Consider the following 22587-nt stretch of genomic DNA (forward strand, 5'->3'; position numbering starts at 1 on the left):
CGAGATGATCGGCCGATTGTCAGTGGCCGTTCCTATTCTGACGTCATGGAGATCACCAAGCGGATACTTGCGGAGGCGTGGCAGCGGACCGTCGCTGGACACGACCTGCTCCAAGGGGTCGGGCTGCCGCCCGTGGCGTTGTCGGACGACGAACTGGAGGAGTGCGCCGAGCGCGCTGAGGAGGCGGAGGATGACGGCCTGTGCCTGCTGCTGGACGAGAACGGCACAGTGCGCGGCCATCACGGTCCCTACCGGGAGGTCTTCGCCACCCGTGACCTCGAACAGGCGCTTTACCTGATCGCCGAGGCCGCGGTGCGGCAGCGCGGCGGCAGCCCCGAGGAGGTGGCCGACGCGCTGGAGCGGATCGATCCGGTCTGGGGCAGACGGTTCCGCAACGGCGGCCTGGACGATACGGGGACAGTCGAAGCGTGCGGGCGCGATCCCCTGGAAGGGCTCGCCTGGATAGCCAGGTCCTGGCGCGAACAGGACCCGTACACCACCCTTGCCTTCTTCCGCGCAGCGCCCGGGCGAACCGTCGACGCCGAGCGGCTGGCCCTGCTGTACGGGGCCGACCCCGAGCAGGTCGCGGCCGGCACGCGCCTGAAGGACCTGCAGGCCGTGGACGGCGGCCGGGCCCACTGGGACCGCCAGTGGAAGAGCTGCTGTTTCGGGCAGGCAGGCGGGTGGACGTTCCTGCTGCACCACGACACGCCGCCAGGGGCCTTCGCCGACAAGGGGGCGTACGCGGCGCTCGGAATCAAGGAGAGCGTGTGGCTGACCGCCACCGCCGCGAAGGCCATCTACACCCTCGACTACATCCGGGACGGTCGCCGCGTGGACGACGACTGGGGCGCGCTGGAGCTGATCTGGTACGAACGAGGCCGCGCCCCCTATCTGCGGGGCGGCGAACTGGACTTCCTCAACCGTGCCATACGCCGCGCCGAACTGGACCACCCCCAACTCACCAACACCTTCGAGCTGTACTTCCATGCCTTGGAGGAGTCCCTCGGTCTGCGTGTACCGCGCCGGGACTTCGTGGAGGGGGAGGTGCGGGCCGCGTACTGGGCCGAAAAAGACCACTAGGTTGATCAGGTTTCGATACGCGCTGCAGAATCCGCTGCTGTTTCGTGAGCGCCCCTTGCCCTGCTCACCGTTTTGTATGACACGGGCGCAACAGACAGGTGCTGAAAGGGAGTTCATCGGGCCGTGCCTGCCCATAGGCAGGCACGGCCCGTACCCTGAGCGGCTGCGGCAGCAGTCCGAGGGCGCGATCTGGCGGTTCGGACGTGCGGGCAGTAGCGAGAGATGCCGCGGCGGCGACTGACAGGCATCGGCCCCGGGCCGCCTCGCGCGGCCGCCCACGGGATGGGCTCAGCCGCGAGGCTTCAGGACCTCGATGACCGTGGCCGTGCCGACGGCAGGTCGGCCCTCGTGCATGGTGATCACGTCGCCGGTCTTCAGATTCCTCCACTGCTCGGGGCTCAGGGGAGCCAGCCGGACATCGGCGGTCTCCCCAGGACCGAGCTCCTGCGCGAACTCCACCCATACCGAGGCGATGTTCAGATCTCGCTCTCCATCGGAAGTGCGGTTACCGATGTCCCACAGAGGTCGGAGCTGACCGTCCCCTGAGAAGGCGCCCCGACGTCCGCCCTCGTCTGTGCCCAGCAGGGTCAGCGTCGCGCGGACGGTGCCGTGCTGGACTTCCCAGCTCCGCCACTGGCACCAGCGGCGGCTGCGGTCGAGCATCATCTGCCGAGCGGCCTCAGCGAGGATCTCCCAGAAGGAATCGGACACGGGATGGATATCCGCGATCTCTATGAGAAGGCCAAGCACCATCTCCCATTCCTGGCGCGCGATGTCCTCGCGAACATCCCCGACCGTCACGCCGTTCTCAGCCGCGGCGTCCTCGGGCAGCAGGTCGACAGCCTGCCGGAGAAGTGTGAACGCATCATCCATGTGCTGGATTGTCGGCTGGCCCCAGCCCCCTTGTCACAGGCGACCAGCCGGGATCCGGCAGCGCGACACACCCGGACACCACGAGACGCCACGACTTCTGACCACATCGCTACCCGAACCTGCTCAGCCGCTACAGCTTCACCGCCGCGACCGCGGCCGCCGGCGCCCTGCGCCCTGCACCCGCTGAGCAACACGGACGCCCTCTAGATGGGCGAGGACGACGAACGCGGAACGCCCACATCGGGTGACGCGGGCATATCGGGTGGCCGGGTGCTCAGATATCGCAAGCCTCGGTAGGGAGCGGATGTAAGACTGCCCGATATGTTCGACTAAGCCTTGATTGATACGGCCGCCCTGGCGGCCTGCTCGATCTTCGCGCAGTAGGCTGCGCGGGCTTCCTCGTCGATCGGCTGCTCGTTTTCGGCGCGCACCCCGGTCCGGCCGTCGAGGCCCTCGCGCAGGATATCGGCGTGCCCGGCATGCCGAATGGTCTCGCCGAGGACATGGACCATGACGGCGAACAGGTTCGTGTTGGGAGAAGGCTCCTGCCACCACGGCACGTGGCCGGGGGCGTCGAGGGAGAGCTCGTTGATCGTCGCGTCCGAGTGTTCCCACGTGCGCCGGTAGAACCCGATGATCTGATCGCGGGTCTCGTCCTCGGTCGCCCACTGATCGCTGCCGTCGGAGTCCTGCCACCGGCACAGTGGTTCCGGGGAAGGGCGGTCGAAGACCTCGCCGAAGTACCTGGCCTCGACGGTGGCCACGTGTTTGACCAGGCCGAGGAGGTTCGTCCCGGTCGCCGTCAAAGGCCGGCGGGCGTCGTATGCGGACAAGCCGTCGAGTTTCCAGAGCAACGCCTCGCGGTCCCGCTGCAGTCTCCTGTGCAGGTCGCCCTTCGCGAATTCATCGATCATGCGGCATGAACCTTCCATGGGTTGTTCGTGGTCTCAAGATCCCGTACGTGGTCCGTAACGGCCGGCAGAGCCGAGGCTTGGGACTCGTGGGGGTCGGGTGCGTGACGGCTCGCGGTCGACCCGACCTGCGACGGTTACCGCGCAGGAGAACTGCACGCATGCTGTTCGAGGCCGTTCTCTGATCCCGTTGAGTAGCTCGGGACGGGGGTCGGGGAGGTGGGCGGGTGCCAGGTGAGAATCCAGCCGGCGGTGAGCATCGCCGCGCCGCCTGCCAGGGCGATTGCGCTGCCTGTTCCGATGCCCGCGGCCACCGAGCCGAAGCAGGCCGGCCCGAGGCCCTGCAGCGTCATGCTGCCGGAGCCGAGCAGGCCGAAGGCCTGGCCCTGGCCATCCTGCGGCAGGGCGTCCAGGAACGGCCGTTGCAGGCCGAGACCGTAAGCCAATCCGAAGCCGCAGAGCAGCAGCAGACAGGACGAGACACCCACTCCTGGCTCGGTGGCGAACCCGACCAGCGGCAGTCCCGTCAGCGCGATCAACGGGACCACCAGTCGCTCCCGGGCGGGTGGCCGTAGGAGTCGACCCACCAGCAGGTCACCGACAAGCATGCCGACCGGCAGACAGCCCATCAGCACCGCGTACCAACCGGGCGCGAAGTGGCGTCCTCCCGCGTAGGCGACGATCAGACCTTCCGCGCCCGCTACGAACGCGGGCGGTAGCCACTGGGCCAGCATCAATCGTCGTACCGTGTGTCCGCGCAGCAGCAGGCCGGCACCGTGCAGGCTTGCCCGGACGGCCATGCCATCGCCCCGAGCACTACCGGCGGTGCCGCCGAACTCTCCCGGCTCCAGCCGGGGTAGCCGGATGCGGACAGCGAGCGCGCAGCCGAGGTAGAGGGCGGCGCTCACCGCGAGCGCCCGGTGCGGGCCGAGCACCGCGACGACCGCACCTCCCAGCGATAGACCGAACAATTGCGCGCCGGAGGAGGCGATGTTGTTCAGTGAACGGCCCAGTACATAGGCGTCGCCCTTCAGCCACTGCGCGACCAGCCGACTCGACGCGCCGCCGAACACCGGTGTGGTCAGGGCGACCAGCGCCACGACACCAAGGCTTGCCGCGATCGGCATCCGCACCAGGGCGAGCAGCAGTGCGGCGACGCACTCCAAGGCGTAGCCGCCGGCGATGAGCGCGCGGGGCGGCAGACGGTCGGCCAGTGAGCCCAGCAGCAGCGAGCCGAACAACTGCGGGAGAAAGCCGATACCGAAGGCCAGTGCGCTGAGCAGCGCGGAGCCGGTGGTCGCGAAGACCAGCACCGAGAACGTGGTGATCCGCAGCGAGCCCGCAGTGATCGCGACGGCGCGGGTCGCGAAGAGCAGCCGGAATCGCGGCTCGGCCAGCACCTCACGGTAGGTGGCACGGCGGTTGGCCTGCGCGGGTTCGGCGGTTGCAGTCATGACGCGCAGCCTCGCCGTGCGCCAACGCCACTCACCAATGATTCGTCGCTGGACGAATCGCAACAGACGTCCGGCGGTAGCATCGCAAGGTGCTCCGCTTCGAAGTCTCCGTCGAGGACCTGCTTCGCAGCCGCTTCGCACTGTCGCCCGCGATGGACCTCTGCTTCCTGTTGCGCTCGCTCGCCGGCCAGGACCGGCCGCTGCCGCGAGCCTGGGCCGCCCGGCTCCGGCCGGGCTTTGAACGGCTTCGCCGCGAGACCGAACTGGACGCCGTCCTCGCCCTGCACACCCCGCAATCCGGACCGGACTTCGTCGCCCCGCCTCCGCGCAGCCTCAACCAGACCTGGGCGGACGACCTGGCCATGATCCGGGCCACACCGCTGGAAGCGGCCCGCCACGAAATCGCCACCAACGCGACCGGCCCGTCCGCCCGTGATCCCCGCGTACGCGCGGTACTGGACTCGACGGACGCCGTCTCCAGGATCGCCGAGGCGATGGACCAGGCATGGCACGCACTGCTCGCGACGGACTGGCCGCAACTGCGCGCGATCTGTGAGCGCGATGTCGTGCACCGGGTGGGGGTGATCGGCGAACACGGATGGGCCACGGCCATCGAGAGCCTGCATCCGACCATCGCCTGGCGCGCCGGCGGTATCGAGATCGGCTATTTCCCCCCAGTCGGAACAGTCCGCCTCGCCGGCGACGGTCTCCTGCTGATCCCTTCGGTCTTCGTCGCGAATATCGCCGCCCACCTGGAAGACCCCTGGCCCAGGACCTTGGTCTATCGTGCCCGCGGCACCGCCGCCCTGTGGGGCGAACAGGAGACCGTCCCCCAACCCGACGCGCTGACCGCTCTGGTCGGCCGGGCCCGAGCCCGGCTGCTGTTGGCGCTGGACGCCCCGGCCAGTACCAGCCACCTCGCCCGAAGCCTCGCCATGGCACCCGGCGCGGTGGGAGACCACCTCGCCATCCTGCGAGGCGCGGGGCTGCTCGTCCGCGCCCGGTCCGGACGGTCGGTCCTCTACCGGCGCACCCCGCTCGGCGAGGCGCTGGTCGCCGGTTCGGGCTGAGGACTGAGGACTGAGGACTGAGGGCTGAGGGCTGAGGGCTGAGGGCTGAGGGCTGAGGGCTGAGGGCTCAGATCAGCACTGCTTTTGAGGCGCCGCCACGCCTCTGTGGGCCCGGCGAGGTGCCCGGGCCTCGTGCGGGCCGACCCTCATGAGCCGTCTTCCAGGATCTCCTCGGCCCTGCGGGTCGCGTCGTCGTTCCAGCGGCGGTGTGCCTCCAGTGTCGCCCGGTGCCGGGCCACGAGTTCGTTCTGGATGCGTACGTCGATGGCGTGCACGGTGCCGACGTAGCCGGTCTCCTGTTTGCAGCGGGCGTCGGCGGTCGCGGTCCGCTTCTCGAGAACGGACGGCTCATCGGGGTCCCGGGACGCCCCGGTCAGCCGCTCCTCCAGATCCTGGCGTTGGCGGTCCTCTCCGATCTCGGCATCCCTCGGGCTCGCATACTGGTAGCCCGCTTTGCGCATGCAGGCCGACCACGTCCTGTCCGCCACCTGCCAGGCGGGCACCCGCCTCCCCTGCTGAAGGCTCTTCGTCTCCAGGTCCAGGACCGGATCCTTGCGGTCCTGCGGATTCGTTCCGTAGATCGCCCGGTCCGCCTCACCGAGACAGCCGCGCCTCGGGATGCGGTGGCCGTGCGCGCTCTTCGGATCCTCCCCGACGAACTCACCCGTGAGCGCGAGGTATTCGGACAGGGTCCGGTCCTTCTCCGGGTAACTCTGCTCGTGCTCGGCCCGCGCCGCCTGATAGCCGTACCGCGCGGCCTGCTCGGGATCCTGGACGCCGTAGCGGAGGTCGTCGGAGGTGTACAGGGCAAGCTGCACCACGCCTGTGCCCTCGGGGCGTCGGGGCCAGGCGGGGAGGGGGTCGATGTCGAGGCTCCTCAGGCCCTGGAAGCCGAGGCGCGTCATGCATTCCTTGGCGAGCGTCCACCGCGCCGTGCCGACCGTATGGCCGTCGTCGTCGGGCATGTCGTAGACGGCGAGCGGCAGGAAGCGCGGGTCGTTCGAGGAGATGGGGCTCGGGTGGGATGCGGGCGGCCCGGATCGTTGCCCGCATCCGGCGAGGGTGAGGGCCAGGGCGAGGGCCGTTAAGAGGGGGGCGGCGGTGCGCATGGAGCCACCTCATCAGGGCCGGGGAAACGCGGACCGTGGCGGAGGCCACACTTCCGGGTCACATCCGCATCACAGGTCCGGCGCCGGTCCGCGGGTCACATCCACATCACAGGTCCGGCGCCGGTCCGCGGGTCGCGGGTAGCTCCGGGTGCGAGCCGGTCGGGTCGCGAGTACCTCCGGGTGCCAGCCGGTCGCGTCGCGCATAACTCCAGGTGCGAGCCGGTCGCGTCGCCACGGTGCGCGCCGGGCAGTGGCATGCCGGATTTCATCCCGGATGTCGTGGCGGTGGAATGGGCCGCCGCAGCTCGCGCCCGGCTCCCTCTTGTCCCGAGCGGCATGCCACCCGTACGCTCACACTCCACACCGACCAGTCGGTATGGCAGATGAATGGGCCGGTACGTGGCACCGGCCGCAGAGTCAATGCGTAACGGGACCGTCGAAGGAGCCCCCGGAGATGAGCAGAACCAACCGACAGGTGCGCCTGGCCGCACGTCCCGTGGGAGAGCCGCAGCCCGGCGACTGGGAGCACGTCGAGGAGCCGGCCGGGCAGCCAGGTGACGGGGAATTCCTGGTGCAGGTGCTCTGTCTGTCGATCGACCCGGCGATGCGCGGCTGGATGAACGCGGGCAGGTCCTACATCCGCCCGGTGGAGCTCGGCGAGGTCATGCGGGCCGGTGCGGTGGGACGAGTGATCGCCTCCCGGCACTCGGGATTCGCGGTCGGCGACCATGTGTCGGGCTCGTTCGGCGTGCAGGAGTACTGCGTGTCGGACGGTCGCGACGTGACGAAGGTCGACCCGGCGGCGGCCCCCTTGCCGACGTATCTCGGCACGCTCGGCATGTCGGGTCTGACGGCCTACTTCGGTCTGATCGAGGTCGGGCGTCCCGAGCCCGGGCAGACCGTCGTGGTCTCCGGAGCGGCCGGGGCCGTCGGCAGCGTCGTCGGACAGATCGCCAAGATCCTGGGCTGCCGGGTCATCGGCATCGCCGGCGGCGAGGCCAAGTGCCGTCTGGTGGTGGACGAGTTCGGGTTCGACGCCGCGATCGACTACCAGAAGGACGACATCCGCAAGGCGCTGCGCGAGCACGCCCCCGACGGCGTCGACGTGTACTTCGACAACGTCGGCGGCGACGTCCTGGACGCCGTACTGCTGCGGCTGGCGCGCGGTGCGCGCATCGTCGTCTGCGGCGCGATCTCCCAGTACAACAGCACCCAGCCGCAAGGCCCCGCCAACTACCTGTCGCTGCTGGTGAACCGCGCCTCCATGACGGGCATCGTGGTGTTCGACTACGCCGACCGGTACGGCGAGGGCATCGCCCAACTGGCCACGTGGCGGGCGCAGGGCCGACTGAAGTCCCTGGAGGACGTGGTGTCCGGCTCGGTCGCGGAGTTCCCCGAAACCCTGATGCGCCTCTTCCGTGGTGACAATCACGGCAAGTTGGTGCTGAAGATCGCGGACTGACCGGGCCGGGCTGAGGGGAGAGAGAAATCCGATGAAGGCACTGACGTACCACGGTCGTCACGACATCCGCTACGGGGATGTCCCCGACCCGGCCGTCACCAGTCCGACCGATGCGGTGGTGCAGGTGACCGCGGCCGGTATCTGCGGCAGCGACCTGCACATCTACGGCGGCAACCCGTTCAGCCCGGAACTGGGCTACACACCCGGACATGAATGCGTCGGGGTGGTCGTCGAGACCGGCGGCCAGGTCACCCGCTTCAAGCCCGGCGACCGGGTTCTCGTGCCCGCCTCCGTCGGCTGTGCGCAGTGCCGGTCGTGCGCGGCCGGGTTCACCGCCCGGTGCGAGCGCGCCAAGTCGAGCACGGAGCTCTGCTTCGGAGTGAGCCCGCAGCTCCCAGGCAGTCAGGCCCAGGCCCTGGCGGTGCCCTGCGCCGACGTCAATCTGGTCCACTTGCCCGAGGGCGTCTCCGACGAGGCCGCCCTCGTCCTGACCGACAACGCCCCTACGGCCTGGTACGGCTGCCGGCGTGCGCGCATCCAGCCCGGCGAGACCGTTCTGGTCATCGGCCTCGGCCCGGTCGGCCTCATGGCCGCCCAGTCCGCCTTCGCGATGGGCGCCGCGCGGGTGCTGGGCACCGACCTCGTCGCGGAGCGCCGTACCTTCGCATCCACCCTGGGCGTCGAGCCCGTCGAGGGCGAAGACGTGCGGGCGGCCATACGGGAGATGACCGCCGGACGCGGGCCGGACGCCGTGGTGGAGGCCGTCGGCTCGGACGCCACCATCGAGCTCGCCCTCAAGGCCGTCCGGCAGGCCGGCCGGGTCAGCGTCATCGGGGTCAGCCAGAACAAGGCGTTCCCCTTCCACATGGGACTGGCGCAGATCAAGGAACTGGAGTTCGCCATCGGGCTGTGCTCGGTGCACTACGAACTCCCGCCCCTGATCGCCCTCACCCGTGCCGGCCGGATCAGGCCCGACGCCGTGGTCTCCCATCACTTCGCCCTGTCGGAGGGCCCGGCGGCGTACGAACTGTTCGCGGGCCGCTCCGACGGTGTCCGCAAGATCCTTCTCGACCCCACCCGCTGACGCTGCTTCACGGATCACCGCATCGGCTCGTCGGCCCCTCGGCAGCCCGCGCGAACCCGGATGAGATGCCGGGTTGGCGGCCTGGTTCCGGTATGGGCCGATGGGCCGACTGCGGGCCGCCGTGCGATGTCCGGGCGCCCCCTCGGGTCACGACATCACCATTCAGCCATTCCGCGCCCGTCCGTGGACACACGACCGACTGAATGGAACGCTCGCTCCAGAAGGCGAATGGTGCCGGGAGGCACTCCCCCGGCCCGCGCCTGCGCCGTTTTCCCGTACGAGCCGCGCATCGCTCACCAGCACGAAGTCCTCGCAGTCGCCGAGTCCTGGCACGCCCGGAACGCTCGCCGAGAGGGGTTCACCCCATGAAATCCACAGCCGTCACAGCCGTCATGGCCGCAACTGCCGCCGTCCTCCTTGCCACTGCGGCGCATCCCGTCGCCCTCGCCGCCGCTCCCCCGTCCGTCGGCCCGGCCGAGTTCACCGTGGACACCACGTCCGACGCGGTCGACGCCGACGCGGCGGACGGCCGGTGTCTCACCGCCTCGGGCACGTGCAGCCTGCGTGCCGCGGTGATGGCCGCCAACGCCCGGCCGGACAGTACGATCACGCTGCCTCCCGGCCACTACCGGCTGACGATCCCGCCCGACCCGAGGCTGATCATCGGCGACCACCCCGACCCCACCACGGGCGACCTCAACGTCGCCGCCCCGACCACGATCAAGGGCGCGGGCGCACGGACCACCGTCATCGACGCCAACCACCTGGACCGGGCCTTCCGCATGCAGGCGGACAGTCGGCTCTCCGATCTGACGATCACCGGAGGCGTGACAAGGCAACGCGAACTGCCCATCACCGACACGGGCGGTGGCGCGATCGCCAACGGACATCACATGACGCTGCGCCGGGTCACCGTGACCGGGAACTCCGCCGGCTACGGCGGGGGCATCTTCAACGTCCCGGACTCCCACCTCGATCTGATCGACAGCACCGTCAGCGGGAACAGCGCGGGAGAGGCCGGAGGCATCCGGTTCGACGACACCGGCACCGTGACCAACTCCACGATCGCGGACAACCGGGTGACGAACCCCGGCGACCGCCCCGGCAGCCTCGCCGGCTACGGCGGGGGCATCGACATCCGCGGGAGGGGGCCCGTGCAGATCCTCAACTCGACCATCACCGGAAACCGTTCGAGCGATGGCGGCGGGGGGATCAACATCGCCCCGGCCTACCTCGACAGCCTGCCCTCACCGATCCCCGACGTCATCGACCTGCCCCTGGGGCGTATGACACTGCGCAACTCCATCATCGCGGGCAACACCGTCGACGGCGCGCCGGCCGACTGCAAGAGGGCCTTCGCCACCATCGCGTCGCTGGGCAACAACCTGGACGGCAGCGGCAGTTGCCGCCTGACCGCGGCCGGCGATCTGCCCAGCCGTGCCCCGCTGATCGGACCTCTCGCGGACAACGGCGGCCCCACCGACACCGTCGCCCTGCTGCCCGGCAGCCCCGCTCTGGACGCGGCCGACGGCTGCCCGGCCACCGATCAGCGCGGCATCCCGCGCCCCCAGGCCGGCGCCTGCGACATCGGCGCCTACGAGCACACGTCATGACCCCGGCCGCGTCGCGGAGATGGCTGGGAGCCCTGCGTCTGCGCCCCACTCCGGCCCGTGTCACCGCTGTCTTCGCGGCCCTGCTCCTCTCCCTGACCGGGCCCCTGCCCACCGCTCACTCCCACTCCGGCCCCGAATCCCTGGTCGTGCACACCGACCGGGGCTGGGTGCGGGGCACGGCCGTCCGCGACGGCGGCCGGGCCTTTCAAGGGATCCCGTTCGCGGCCCCGCCGACCGGTGAGCTGCGCTGGCGTCCACCGCGCCCCGCGGCCCGGTGGTCCGGCACACGGGACGCCACCGCACCGGCCCACCCCTGCCCCCAGTTACCGCTGACGCTGCTCCCCGACGGCGGCCCCGTCCTGCCCGGCGAGTCCAACCTCACCGGCAGCACGGTGGAGGACTGCCTGTACCTCAATGTCCGTACACCCGCCCGCACCCACGGCCGGCCTCTGCCGGTACTGGTGTGGCTGCACGGCGGCGCCAACGCCTACGGCGCCGGAAGCGACTACGACGGCGTCGCCCTGGCCGCACACGGCGTGGTCGTGGTGACCGTCAACTACCGCCTCGGAGCACTGGGGTTCCTGGCGCACCCCGCCCTGTCGGCCGAGAGCGCCGACCGCGCCTCCGGCGACTACGGCCTGATGGACCAGCAGGCCGCGCTGCGCTGGGTGCGGCGCAACATCGACGCCTTCGGCGGTGACCGGAACCGGGTGACGCTCGCCGGCCAGTCCGCCGGATCGGCGGACACCTGTCTCCACATCGCCTCGCCGACCGCGAAAGGCCTCTTCCACCGGGCGATCCAGCAGAGCGGAGCCTGCGCCGCCGACGGCGGTCTGACGCCCCTCACACTCGCCGCGGCCGAGCGGAAGGGAGGCGTCTTCGCGGCCTCGGTCGGCTGCACCGACCCGCTGAACGCGGCGGGCTGCCTACGCTCGGTGCCCACGACCGAACTCATCCGCGCCACCGGAACCGGTGCCGCCGCTGCCCTGTGGGCACCGAACACCGGTCCCCGTGTCCTCCCCCGCACTCCGCAGACGGCCTGGGCCGAGGGACGAGTGAACGCGGTCCCGACGCTGAGCGGCAACACCCATGACGAATACCGCTACTTCACCGCGCTGTACGTGGATCTGCTCGGCGGCGGCCCACTGACCCCTGACTCGTACGCCGCCCTCATCAGGCTTCACCACGGCGCCCGAGCGGCCGCGGTCCTGAACACGTACCCCGCCTCGGCGTATCCGTCCCCCAACCTGGCCTACTCCGCCGTTGGCACCGACCAGAGGTTCGCCTGCCCGGCGCGGGCCGACAGCCGTCTGTACGGCACCCGGGCGCCCGTCTACGCCTACGAGTTCCACGACGCCCAGGCACCACCGTTCATCCCGGCACCGCACACGCCCCAGGGCGCCTTCCACGCCTCCGAACTGGCCTATCTCTTCCCCACGGACGCACTGGCACCCCTGACTCCCGCCCAGCGGCGGCTGTCCGCCACGATGACCGCCTACTGGGCCCGCTTCGCGGCCACCGGCAACCCCAACGCACCCGGGACTCCGCCCTGGCCGCGCTACACCGCCACCGGGGACCGTATCCAGGTCCTGGCACCCGACCGGGTCGAACCCACGACCGGATTCGCAGCCGACCACCACTGCGCCTTCTGGCAGCCCGCGCCGATCCCGGGAGCAGCCGCGCGATGACGTCGGGCACTCGGCTCCGGCAACTACCGGATCGTCATTCCCCTGTCGTGACATGACGGGACGGGGCGCCCTCGCCAGGGGCGTCCCCGACGGCGGCGTCCTCGCCAGGGGCGCCCTCGACTGCGGCATCCCGTACCGCGGTCGCCCGGTCGGGGGCGTCCCCAACCGGTGCGTCCCCGACCGGGACGCCGTGGTGGGCCGCCAGAGCCACCAGCGCCACCCTCAGCGCTCCGGTATCCAGGACGGTATCCGGCTCGAACCAGCGGGCCACGGCGGTTCCACTCGCCACCCTCAGCGTGAAGCGCGCCAACTCGTCCGCCACCTCGGGCCGGTCTCGCAGTCCGAACACGGAACTCACCGAATCCCGGGCCCAGGCAAGCAGCGCGTCGCGGTACTGGCGCACCTCGGCCGCGGCCGCCGCACTGGCATCCTGCTGCACCATGCCCAGCCCCAACAGCAGCCTCACACCTCGCGGGTGGCGCTGGAACGCGTCCTCGACCTCCGTGAGAAAGGTGTCCAGACGCTGCCCGACGTCGGCGCCCGGCACTTCGCTCGGGGGCAGGGCCGCCAGCAGCGCGGTCCTGGCGCGCTCCAGTACCGCGACGTAGATCCCGTCCTTGCTGCGAAAGTGCCAGTAGATGGAACTGGTCGGCAGACCGGACGCGGCGGAGATCATCGAGATGGACGTGGCGGCGTAGCCGTGGCGCGACATCAGCTCACCGCCGGTGTCGAGTATCGCGTCACGGGACCGCGCACCGCGGTCCAGGGCGGGTACCTCCGTCATAGGGCCGACTCTAGAGGAGGAACAGGCGCGCGGTGCCGCGAACTTTGCGCCGCTTCGACGCTCTGCATGCCCATCGTGCCCTGCTGGCCCGGCGTCAGACCGGCGCCTGCGAGGACCTGGAGGGAGGGCCACGGGCGGCTCAAATGCCGGCGACTGCGGCTTGTTGGGGGCAAGGGTTGCAGGGGCCGAGATAATGACTACGACGTCAGCCGGTACGGGTAGGAGGGGGATTTTCGTGTCTCGCCGACGTGACAGCTCCGCAGCATCCCCCCGCCCCGGACCGGGTCGTGTTGTCGGCAGCGACGTGAACTTTGCCTGGGCGTGTCGCCGGAGCAGCCCGACGCGTCTGTGAATCAGCGGACACGGCGGCGCAGAAGGATCGCGAGCGTCTGGCGCGCATCCCGGCGCCGTTCCGAACTGCGGGAGAAGACTGAGGCTGCTGCGACGACGGCCACGCTCGCGGCGTAGAGGACGCTGACAGCTGCAGCACCAGTGTCGAGCAGCGTGGGGAGCGCGGACATGGCTTCGTATACCTCCTGGGGCGGTCCCCGGCGCTCGTCTCCGCCGAGTGGTGGTGGCACACTTTCTCCGCCATCCGGCGAGTTTCCGGCGAGCTCCTCCCAGACGAGATCATGCCAAGTAGCCTGGTCAGTACGCGTGGACGAGTCCACCGGGGGGTTTCCGGCCCCGGTTCCCCGGACGTTGGAGGAGGGGGAGGTTGACCGGCGCCCGTTCGGCCTTACAGGAGTTCATGGCTGCCCTACAGGAACTGTGGGAGGCGGCTGGCAAGCCCCCGTACAGCGCGCTGCTGAGGCTTGACGACCACGAGTTCGGCGTCCAGACAATCAGTTCCCAGAGTCTGAGTGACTGGTTCAACGGCAAGAGCTCCCCCTCCGGAGAGAAGACCAAGTACGCCCGCGCTCTGATCCGCCGCCTGGTCACCCGTGCACCCGAGACTTCCCCCGGCCGCAGGCAATTGATGACTCGCCAGATGGAGTCCCTCCTGCTGAAGGCCCAGACCGAGAGCAGGCAGAACCGCGGCGGGCGGCCGAGGACAGCGCTGACCGAGCGACGCGCTGTGGCGCGGCAGCGGAGCGGTCCGGCGCCCACGGAACGAGACCAGGTGGAACGGCACCGCGCATCGCGGGAACGCCTGGCTGTGGCCGGACGTGGGGTACGCCACGCCGGTGAGCACGGTGACTATTTCGTCGGCCGCCGCGATGCCCTCACGGCTCTTGCCTCCTGGCTGAGGCAGGAACATGACCGCAAGGCCAGGGTGGTCACCGGCGCCCCCGGCACGGGCAAGTCCGCTCTGCTGGGGCGGCTGCTCACGCTCGCGGACCCGGGCACCGCCACAGTTCGTACGTCGGCGGACCCCACCACAGTCCCACCGCCCGGGTCTGTCACGGTGGCCATGGACGCGCACCACACCAACTTGGAGGCGGTCACCGGCGACTTGGCCGAAGCGTTGGTCGGCCGGCGCGAGACCAGCCCGGAGTTCCTCCTCCAACACTTGAGCGAACTCGCCGATCCGGTCACGATCCTCGTCGATGCCCTTGATGAGGCGGGTCCCGTTGGTGACGGCCGGGACGCCGTCCGCATCGCCCGCGAACTCCTCCAACCATTGTCAGCGATGCGCAGCGTGCGCCTCATCGTCGGCACCCGTCGTCCCCTCGTCGATGCCCTGGGGCCTGCTGTGGTCGTGCTCGATCTGGACGAGGAGCAATGGGCAGACCACGAGGACATCGCCGATTACGCCGAACGCCTCCTTCTCGATCGTGCCGACCCTTACAGCCGCTCGCCCTATCGCGACCAGCCCAGGCTTGCCCGCACCATCTCCAGGGGGATCGCCGCCCGGGCCGACCGCTGCTTCCTTGTGGCGAGGATGACCGCCCGGTACCTGGTCGAAGGCCAGATCACCATTGACCCTGAGCAGTTCGGCTGGCAGAACGAGTTGCCTTCAGACGTCGGCCAAGCCTTCGCCGCTTACCTGCGGCGCTTCGGGGAGGACGAACAGCGTGTACGACGTGTCCTCACTCCTCTCGCCTATGCCCAAGGCCCGGGGCTGCCCGAACCCCTGTGGGCGCCCCTGGCCGAGGCGCTGTCCGGGAAGCCGTGCGCACATGAGGACATCGATTGGGTCCGTCGGGAACACGCCGGCGCGTACATCTACACCACATCCACCGAAACCGGGCCAGTCTTCCGCCCCTTCCACGAAGCTCTGGGGGAATACCTACGCGGCTTACGGAGCAACCAGGCGGCGGCTCATGCTCGGATCACTGACGCCCTGAAGCGCCTCGTGCCTGTGACGGCAACGAGCTCCCTCGCAGCCATCGACCTGCAAGCCGTGCCCTCAGCCTGCCCCACCGTGCTGCCCGACCTCGTGCCCTCTCGTGACTGGTCCTGCGCCGACTCCTACACGCTTCGCTACCTGGCCGCCCACGCCACCGTGGCCGGTCAGTTGGACGACGTCCTCAGGGATACGGACTACCTCGTCCATGCCAACCCTCGCGGCCTGACCCCGCATTTGTCTCATGCCGGCACCGAATCTGCGCGAATGGCCGCGGCTGTGTACCGCACCTCCCTCCGCATCCACGCAACGGCCAGCAGGGGCGTACGCCGTCAGGTCCTCGCCCTCGACGCCGCACGCGTCGGCGCCACGTCCCTGCAGAACCGGCTGGTCAGCAGCATCCCTGAGGGCTGCTGGACACCGCAATGGGCAACCGGAAGCGGCTTCTCGCCCGCGCTCCGCGATACCCTGAGCGGCCACACCGGGCCAGTTCTGGCGGTCTCATGCACCGTGCTGGACGGTACCCCCGTCGCCGTCACCGGCGGCGACGACCACACGGTCCGGATGTGGGACCTGACCTCCGGCGCTCCCATCGGCCGACCCCTGACCGGCCACACCGGCAGAGTGTGGGCGGTGACATGCACCGTGCTGGACGGTACCCCCGTCGCCGTCACCGGCGGCGACGACCACACGGTTCGGGTGTGGGACCTGGCCTCCGGCGCTCCGATCGGCCGACCCCTGACCGGCCACACCGGCAGGGTGCGGGCGGTGGCATGCACGATGGTGGACGGTGCACATGTAGCGGTTACCGGCAGTGATGGCGACACGGTTCGGGTGTGGGACCTGGCCTCTGGTGCTCCGTTTGGTCGACCGCTGCCCCGCTGTACCAAGTCGGTGGGAGCGGTGGCGTGCATGCTGCTGGACGGTACCCCCATCGCGGTCACCGGCGACGATTTCGGAAGGGTTTACGCATGGGACCTGACGTCCAGCAACCTGGTCGGGCGTCACTTGGACAGTGACAGGGACGGGGTGTCGGCGGTGGCGTGTACGGTGCTGGACGGCGCCCCGACCGTCGTCACCGCGAGCCGCCTCGACGGAACGGTGAGGGCCTGGAATCTTGCTTCCGATGCTCCGGTCGGTCGGCTGCTGGCCCACCACGGCAGCGGGGTGTCCGCTGCGGCTTGCACCGTACTGGACGGAACCCCTGTCGCCGTCACTGGCGGTGGCGACCACACGGTTCGGCTGTGGGACTTGGTCTCCGGCGCTCCGATCGGCCAGCCCCTGACCGGCCACTCCGGTGGGGTTTTCGATCTGGCCCTCACCGAACTGGATGGCACCCCCATCGCTGTGACTGGCGGCATCGACAAATCAGTTCGGGTGTGGGATCTGGGGCCAGGTGCTCCGGTCGGCCGACCGTCGACAGGTCACTCGAAGTCGGTGTGGGCGGTTGAGTGTGCGAAGTTGAGTGGCGTCCCCGTTGCTGTCACCGGCGGCGGCGACACCATGCGGGTCTGGGATCTGGCGTCCGGCGCTCCAGTCGGCGAGCACTTGACCGGTCGCGACCGTGATGCGTCCGCGCTGGCTTGCGCGGTGCTGGACGGCACCCCCATCGCTGTGACGGGTGGTGCCGACCCGGCGAAGGTTTGGGACCTGGCGTCCAGCCCGCTGGTCGGGCGACCGCTGAACAGCGACGAGAACATAGTGTCCGCTGTCGCCTGCGCGGATCTGGAGGGCACGCCCCTTGCCGTCACCGTCAGCCATCCCGCGGACCGTGACGACGACTTGCACACCGTCGACACGGTGCGGATCTGGGATCTGGCGACCGGTGCTCCGGTCGGCGAGCCGCTGACCGGCAACCACAGTAGGGTCTCCGCCATCGCGTGCACACAAGTGGATGGCACCCCTCTCGCTGTCACCGCCCACTACGACCGCACGCTGTGGGTGTGGGATCTGGCGTCCCGCCCTCCGGTCGGCCGGCCCCTGACCGAATGCGACAGCGGGATGTCCGCCGTCGCCTGCACGGAGCTGGAGGGCATCCCCATCGCCGTGACCGGCCACCACGACGGCACAGTGCGGGTGTGGGATCTGGCTTCCGGCGCTGCGGTTGGCCAGCCGCTGACCGGGCACGGCAGTGTGCAGGCGGTAGCGTGCACGGTGCTTGACGGCAAATCCGTCGCCGCCACGGCCGGCTTCGATGACACAGTGCGGGTTTGGAATCTGCGCACCGGCGAACCCACAGGGCTTCTGCCGGTGCCCAGCCCGCATGCCGTTGCGTTCACCGGCGCGGGAGATCTCGTCGTGGCGATGGGCAAGGATGTCGCGGTATTTCGCCGATCCCTGCAGGCGGGACACCCACACTGACGGCGTTGGAATCGACGTCCCAAATCGCCTTTCCCAGGTGGTATCCCAGCATCAGTGCATCTCCGACGGGACATTCCGAATGCGGTCCCACATCTGACTCGGTGTAGAGGAGGGAGTGGGCATAGCCCTGCTTGGGCCGGTCAGGTTCAGCTCGGGATGGGCGCGGGCCGTCAACTCGGCCCCCTTCATTGCTGTTGTGGTGATGACGGTGCCTCAGCAGAGCATCGCCCGGCTGGAACGCATTCACGCCTACTCCGCAACCGTCAGGACCAGCAGGAGGACATCGGTGCCTTGCGGGTGCATGCGAGCAGTTGCTGGGCGCCTGTGGGGTGGTGGAGGACATCGCGCGCCTGGATTGCGGCCCTGGCGGAGTTCGGGCAGGCCGTCCGCGCGGCAACCGCGCCGAGGCTGTCCTGGTGGGCGCGGCGCCGCGCGCTGCGGGCCATGCGCCCAGGCTCGCGGCATCCGACGAGGGCCGACTTGGCCTGTTCCTGGGGCCCACCTGTCCGCGCGTCAGGCGGAGCTGGATAGCTGGCCCTTCACGAATCCGACGGCCCGCCGAGGCGATCAACACGCTCGGCAATCGTGGAGGCCGCTTGCCGACGCGTGAAGATGGCTGATCAGGCTCTCGGCGGGCCGGAGATTTCCGGCTGGCCCGCGATGCCCCCGAAGGGGAAAAGGTCCCTTGCCTTGATTCGGGCCATCCGTCCCCCGACATCGAAGAGAACGTCGCAGTCGGGATTCTGATAGTTGATCAGCTCTCGGCAACTGCCGCAGGGCGAGATCAGGCCGGTACGGCCGTCCGGGCCGACGAGGACGACCGCGGCGATACGGTGGATGTCGTAGTCTCCCACCGAGTGCGCCGCAGCAATCGCCCCCGGCTCGGCGCATACGGCGTTCTTGCGGGACCGCAGGTCGAGACTCGCGTACCGCCGTCCGGACGAGGAGAGGGCCACCGCGGCGACCGAGTGGAATCCCTCCCTGCGCCGGCTCAGCAGCAAGGCGGTGGCTTCCTCCATCAGCTCGCGGTCGAGTTCATCGGCAGGCACACTCGGCAGCTGCCATGCGTCAGCCACGATCCCGCCTCCCCGAATTCAAGGACCGTCCTGCCGGGGCACGCGTCAACAGGGTCCTCGTACGACGCAGGCGACCCTGGCCCCTGTCGGGACGCGGCGGACGAAGCCAGCGAACTCGCCGTAGCAGCCCCCATCCCACCAGTGCCATTACAGCCAGCAGCCCGGCGGTGAGGGCGAGGTAGGCGAGGGGGTGGCTGAACGGGAAGTCCTCGAAGGTGCCGTCGAGTCCCAGCACGCTGCGGGCGGCGACCTGGCCGCCGGGCACCAGAGCCGTAGCCGCGACGATGCCGAACAGTACGGCGGCGGCGACGCCGGCGCGGTCGCTCTCCGCGTCGAGCCGTCCCTGAAAGGCCTCGATGTTCAATCGAACCTGGGATTCGAGCGTCGTCATGTCCCGTAGTGACGCTGCCTGCTGGAAGCACACCTTCATACGCTCGAAGCGTGCCGCCTGCCATCCGGCGAGTACGTATTCGTCCATGGCCACCGACATCAGCCACAGCCACTCGGAGACCCGGCTTCGAGCCAGCGGCGCCCGCTCGGCCGCGACTCGCAACGTCTCCCGCTGGATCGAACGCAGCACTCCGCGGCGTAAAGCCAGATACTCGATCAACTGGACACGAAACTGCTCATAGACACCGTTGCGCGGCCGCATCTCGTCATCCTGAACGACGGAGACCGAGAGGCTTTGGAACTCACGCATGAACCACCAATAACGCCCGTGGCTTTCATCCATGGTGTACGACTCGAGCTCACTGTCCTCGGCGAACCCCATCAGACCCGGAGCCCACCGGGACGGATCAGGGCCCACCCGCCGGGCATCCGTCCAGAGCAACTCCATGTGGGTTCCGAAAGTCGCGGGATGGATGTAGGCGTTCTCACCGGAGTCGACGAGCTCGCTCGCCCTCTGACGGGCGGCTGCGCCGGTGTACGACCACCTGTGCAGGAGGTCCGGATCGATCGGGCGGTCAAGCATGAACTCGTGGGCGGCGAAGCCCAGATAGTCGAAGAGCCGACGCACATTGCCCCGTACCACGTGTTCCCGGTCGTCCAGACGGAGTCGCCACTCGGCCACCGGGCCGTCCGGCAGTTCGTGCTCAAGAGCGTGCAACCCGGCGATCCATTCACGAGCGGCATGGCTGGGCAGGCGGACGTCGTCGCCGCACATGGTTACCCGCCACACGGCGAAGCCGATGGACCAGACCGTCACATGGACGGAAGCCTCGGCCTCGCATTCACCACCGGGCAGCCCTTCCGACCTCAGGGACAGCCCTTCCAGTGCCATACGGCGAATGTGGCCGCGTCGTTCCACCTCAACGTCGAAGAAATCGTCCAGGGGGACTTCGGTGTATCCCGCCCGCACCATACGGACCAGGCTCTCATCGGTGTGCGCCCAGCCGTACATGGGCCGAGCTTGGATGAACGACACCGAATACCGCTCCGGCCCCCCGCGCGGATCCGATCCGGCGGGAAGCCGCCTGGTGGGACCAATGGACACGCCGCGCTGACCAGGTAATAGTGGGCCACGCCGTCCTGGAGCAGTGCGGTGCCGACGTACAAGGTGACGGCTGCTCACTCGTCCAGCCCTCCCGGGGAATCGACTCGTGGCCTGTGATCATACTGTTCGGGCCGTGTAGCCGCCCGTGAGTCCCCGAGCTCAAGGCAGCTGTGTGGTGAGCGAGTTGGGGTCCCCTTCGCCCTGGTCGGCCATGCAGCACAGCCGTCGTGCTTCCAGGTCTGCGTGAGGCTGCATCCGCACGACGAGTTCGAGCGCCGCCAGGATCCTGGCTGAGATCGGCGACGACCGCACCCGCTTCGCAGACGCCGGCGGCCTGAAGGCATACGCGGGGTCTTCGCACGTCACCAGGGCTTCCAGCAAGTAGTTGTCTACCGGCTGCGGCACGGGCACTGGCACTGGCACGCAGCTGTCCAGCGCAACCTCTTCGACCGCGTGATCGGACAGCACTACCACTGCCTTCAGCACGGCAAGCTGCTCGACGAGCACACCGCGTTCCCTGTCGAGTTCGCCGAAACGGCCTGATGCGATCACAGATCCGCTGAGTGATCGGCGCTCGGAACTCTCCGGCCAGCGCTGACTTCAGCAAGCACCTGGCGGGCTGTCTCACGGCCGTCGGGACGTGGTGCCAGCACTCTCGGGCCGGCCAGATCGCGGCCGGTGAGTGACCGGGCGGGGACCGCAGCCCAGTCACCTCGGTGCACTACCGCGACGTACCCTTCCACCCAGGCCTGTTCGTCCTGCCAATGGTCGGGCGGGGCCATCAGGATCCGTAGGGCGTATTCATCAACCCAATCCAGCTCCAGGACCTGCCGGCCTGTACTCAGGCACGCGCGTCTGCTCACCTCAACCGCCGGCCGGTGCTTCCGCAGGGCGGTGGCACCGGCCGGTCCGGCAGGGGTGTCAGGTGGCGAGAGTGGCTACGGGCTCCACGTCGTAGGTGCGGGCGTAGCCGTTCTCAATTCCCACGAGCAGGTCCACGACGATGAAGTAGCGGTCCCAGAAGGGGGTTTCGCGCAGCGCGTCGATCAGTAGCCGGTAGGCGTCATGGTCGTCCGCCTCCCAGACCCAGATGTCGGTGACCCGGGCCGAGTAGAACTCCGTGTCGTAGAAGCGGGAGCGGACGCCGCGGGTGCGCGCCTCGATCACCGGGACGACTTGGGTGCTGAAGGCGTGGATTCGTTCCTCCACGGTCATCGCCAGCCATTCGGGCGTGGTCTTGACCAGTATGAACGCGGTAACCGGTGCTTCGGTTCGGTCAGTGGGCATCGATTGCCTCCGGTGTGGCGAGGACGACGGGCTTGAGGGTCTGCGCGCACCACTGCGCGAATTCGGTGGCTGGGCCGGCCTGGGGTGCGCGGTGAACGCCCGCGTCCAGGCCCTGGTCCTTGGCACGCTTCATGTGGACCATGCCCTCGACGAACGCCTCGTTGAGGCCGTGGCGGAGCATGGCGGAGCGCAGGTCGTCGAGCGACTGGCGGCGGTAGCGGACGGGACGGCCCAGTTCCTCGGTCATGATGCGGGCCAGGTCGTTGGGCGAGAGATCTTGCGGGCCGAGTACCGGAACACTGCCGACTCCGGTCCAGGAGCGGTCCAGCAGCAGCCCGGCCGCCGTCGCGGCGATGTCGGCGACGGCCACCAGCGGGGCCGGACGGTCCGCGGCAGCGGTGTCGGTGAAGACGCCGTGGTCGCGGATCGAGTCCGCCTCCTCCAACAGGTTCTCGAAGAAGGAGGGGTTGGCCAGGGCTCGGTAGGCGACGCCGGAGTCGGCGATCAGGTCGTCCATGGCCAGCGACGCGGTGACCAGCCCGGCATGGGCGGCCTGCGGCGTGCCGCGGCCGAGCGCCGAGACGCCGACCACATGGCCGACGCCGTGGGCGGCGAACGCTCGCGCGGCCGGGCGGGTGAAGCCGCTGTAGGCCTCGTCGGGCGTGGTGGAACCGTCCGGCGGCACCAGCCAGAAGACTGCGTCGGCCCCGGTGAAGGCGCGCTCGACGGTCGCGGCGTCGCCGTGCGAGCCCGTGACCACCTCGGCCCGTCCGCGCACGGCGTCAGGTAGCCGGGCAGGATCGCGGACCACGACGCGCAGCTCCTCTCCGTGTGCGGGCGCGGCCTCGACCAGCAGCGACAGCAGCCGTCTGCCGATGTTCCCGGTGGGCGCGGTAATGACGATCATGAATACCTCGCGGTGTGTCGGTTCGGTACAGCCCGTTCAT

General features: G+C 69.5%; 17 protein-coding genes and 1 pseudogene. 8 read left to right on the forward strand and 10 right to left on the reverse strand.

Features of this window, described 5'->3' with window-relative positions; translation table 11 throughout:
* The first annotated feature begins 45 nt into the window (after positions 1 to 45).
* Positions 46 to 1083, forward strand: coding sequence for a hypothetical protein (locus ACFPQ9_RS38980; RefSeq protein WP_380863997.1), 1038 nt, complete (start codon positions 46 to 48; stop codon positions 1081 to 1083).
* Between the two features lie 288 nt (positions 1084 to 1371).
* Here ACFPQ9_RS38980 and ACFPQ9_RS38985 read toward each other — a convergent pair whose 3' ends face one another.
* From ACFPQ9_RS38985 to ACFPQ9_RS38995, 3 genes are all read right to left on the reverse strand, one after another.
* A complete protein-coding gene (locus ACFPQ9_RS38985) occupies positions 1372 to 1956 on the reverse strand; it encodes a hypothetical protein (protein WP_380864000.1) in 585 nt (194 codons plus the stop codon).
* Positions 1957 to 2285: 329 nt separating this feature from the next.
* Positions 2286 to 2870, reverse strand: a complete 585-nt coding sequence (locus ACFPQ9_RS38990) for a DinB family protein (RefSeq protein WP_380864002.1) — start codon at positions 2868 to 2870, stop codon at positions 2286 to 2288.
* A gap of 134 nt (positions 2871 to 3004) precedes the next feature.
* A complete protein-coding gene (locus ACFPQ9_RS38995; protein ID WP_380864005.1) occupies positions 3005 to 4321 on the reverse strand; it encodes an MFS transporter in 1317 nt (438 codons plus the stop codon).
* An 89-nt stretch (positions 4322 to 4410) separates the two neighbouring features.
* Between ACFPQ9_RS38995 and ACFPQ9_RS39000 the strand changes: the two genes are divergently transcribed.
* On the forward strand, positions 4411 to 5391 hold the full coding sequence (locus tag ACFPQ9_RS39000) for a winged helix-turn-helix domain-containing protein (protein ID WP_380864008.1): 981 nt from the start codon (positions 4411 to 4413) through the stop codon (positions 5389 to 5391).
* Positions 5392 to 5537: 146 nt separating this feature from the next.
* Here the strand turns inward: ACFPQ9_RS39000 and ACFPQ9_RS39005 are convergent, their stop codons facing one another.
* Entirely contained in the window at positions 5538 to 6500 is a 963-nt protein-coding gene (locus ACFPQ9_RS39005; protein ID WP_380864010.1) for a hypothetical protein, read from the reverse strand.
* Between the two features lie 454 nt (positions 6501 to 6954).
* On the opposite strand from ACFPQ9_RS39005, the gene ACFPQ9_RS39010 reads away from it, so the two are divergent.
* From ACFPQ9_RS39010 to ACFPQ9_RS39025, 4 genes are all read left to right on the forward strand, one after another.
* Complete coding sequence (locus ACFPQ9_RS39010; protein ID WP_380864013.1) at positions 6955 to 7962, forward strand: NADP-dependent oxidoreductase; 1008 nt, start codon at positions 6955 to 6957, stop codon at positions 7960 to 7962.
* Between the two features lie 31 nt (positions 7963 to 7993).
* Complete coding sequence (locus ACFPQ9_RS39015) at positions 7994 to 9046, forward strand: alcohol dehydrogenase catalytic domain-containing protein (RefSeq protein WP_380864016.1); 1053 nt, start codon at positions 7994 to 7996, stop codon at positions 9044 to 9046.
* Between the two features lie 365 nt (positions 9047 to 9411).
* Positions 9412 to 10659, forward strand: coding sequence for a choice-of-anchor Q domain-containing protein (locus ACFPQ9_RS39020; protein WP_380864019.1), 1248 nt, complete (start codon positions 9412 to 9414; stop codon positions 10657 to 10659).
* Entirely contained in the window at positions 10656 to 12347 is a 1692-nt protein-coding gene (locus ACFPQ9_RS39025) for a carboxylesterase/lipase family protein (protein ID WP_380864022.1), read from the forward strand. The genes ACFPQ9_RS39020 and ACFPQ9_RS39025 overlap by 4 nt, the downstream gene beginning before the upstream one ends.
* 34 nt (positions 12348 to 12381) lie before the next feature.
* Here ACFPQ9_RS39025 and ACFPQ9_RS39030 read toward each other — a convergent pair whose 3' ends face one another.
* Positions 12382 to 13131: a TetR/AcrR family transcriptional regulator gene (locus ACFPQ9_RS39030; protein WP_380864024.1), complete on the reverse strand. Its 750-nt coding sequence runs from the start codon at positions 13129 to 13131 to the stop codon at positions 12382 to 12384.
* A gap of 718 nt (positions 13132 to 13849) precedes the next feature.
* Here ACFPQ9_RS39030 and ACFPQ9_RS39035 point away from each other — a divergent pair.
* Positions 13850 to 17782, forward strand: a complete 3933-nt coding sequence (locus tag ACFPQ9_RS39035; RefSeq protein ID WP_380864026.1) for an AAA family ATPase — start codon at positions 13850 to 13852, stop codon at positions 17780 to 17782.
* A gap of 263 nt (positions 17783 to 18045) precedes the next feature.
* On the opposite strand, the gene ACFPQ9_RS39040 is transcribed toward ACFPQ9_RS39035, so the two are convergent.
* The 3 genes from ACFPQ9_RS39040 to ACFPQ9_RS39050 form a co-directional block, all read right to left on the reverse strand.
* Complete coding sequence (locus tag ACFPQ9_RS39040) at positions 18046 to 18228, reverse strand: hypothetical protein (RefSeq protein WP_380864029.1); 183 nt, start codon at positions 18226 to 18228, stop codon at positions 18046 to 18048.
* Positions 18229 to 18402: 174 nt separating this feature from the next.
* A complete protein-coding gene (locus ACFPQ9_RS39045; protein ID WP_380864031.1) occupies positions 18403 to 18858 on the reverse strand; it encodes a cytidine/deoxycytidylate deaminase family protein in 456 nt (151 codons plus the stop codon).
* Positions 18851 to 20260, reverse strand: coding sequence for a hypothetical protein (locus tag ACFPQ9_RS39050; protein ID WP_380864034.1), 1410 nt, complete (start codon positions 20258 to 20260; stop codon positions 18851 to 18853). Before ACFPQ9_RS39050 ends, ACFPQ9_RS39045 begins: the two co-directional genes overlap by 8 nt.
* Before the next feature lie 370 nt (positions 20261 to 20630).
* Here ACFPQ9_RS39050 and ACFPQ9_RS44745 point away from each other — a divergent pair.
* Positions 20631 to 20896, forward strand: a pseudogene (locus tag ACFPQ9_RS44745) (IS110 family transposase); the annotation flags it as partial.
* A gap of 378 nt (positions 20897 to 21274) precedes the next feature.
* Here the strand turns inward: ACFPQ9_RS44745 and ACFPQ9_RS39060 are convergent.
* Complete coding sequence (locus tag ACFPQ9_RS39060; RefSeq protein WP_380864036.1) at positions 21275 to 21640, reverse strand: darcynin family protein; 366 nt, start codon at positions 21638 to 21640, stop codon at positions 21275 to 21277.
* Positions 21630 to 22547, reverse strand: a complete 918-nt coding sequence (locus tag ACFPQ9_RS39065; RefSeq protein WP_380864039.1) for an NAD(P)H-binding protein — start codon at positions 22545 to 22547, stop codon at positions 21630 to 21632. Before ACFPQ9_RS39065 ends, ACFPQ9_RS39060 begins: the two co-directional genes overlap by 11 nt.
* Between the last annotated feature and the right edge of the window lie 40 nt (positions 22548 to 22587).

Source organism: Streptomyces coerulescens, assembly GCF_042657965.1.
In the GTDB taxonomy this organism is placed as follows: Bacteria; Actinomycetota; Actinomycetes; order Streptomycetales; family Streptomycetaceae; genus Streptomyces; species Streptomyces coerulescens.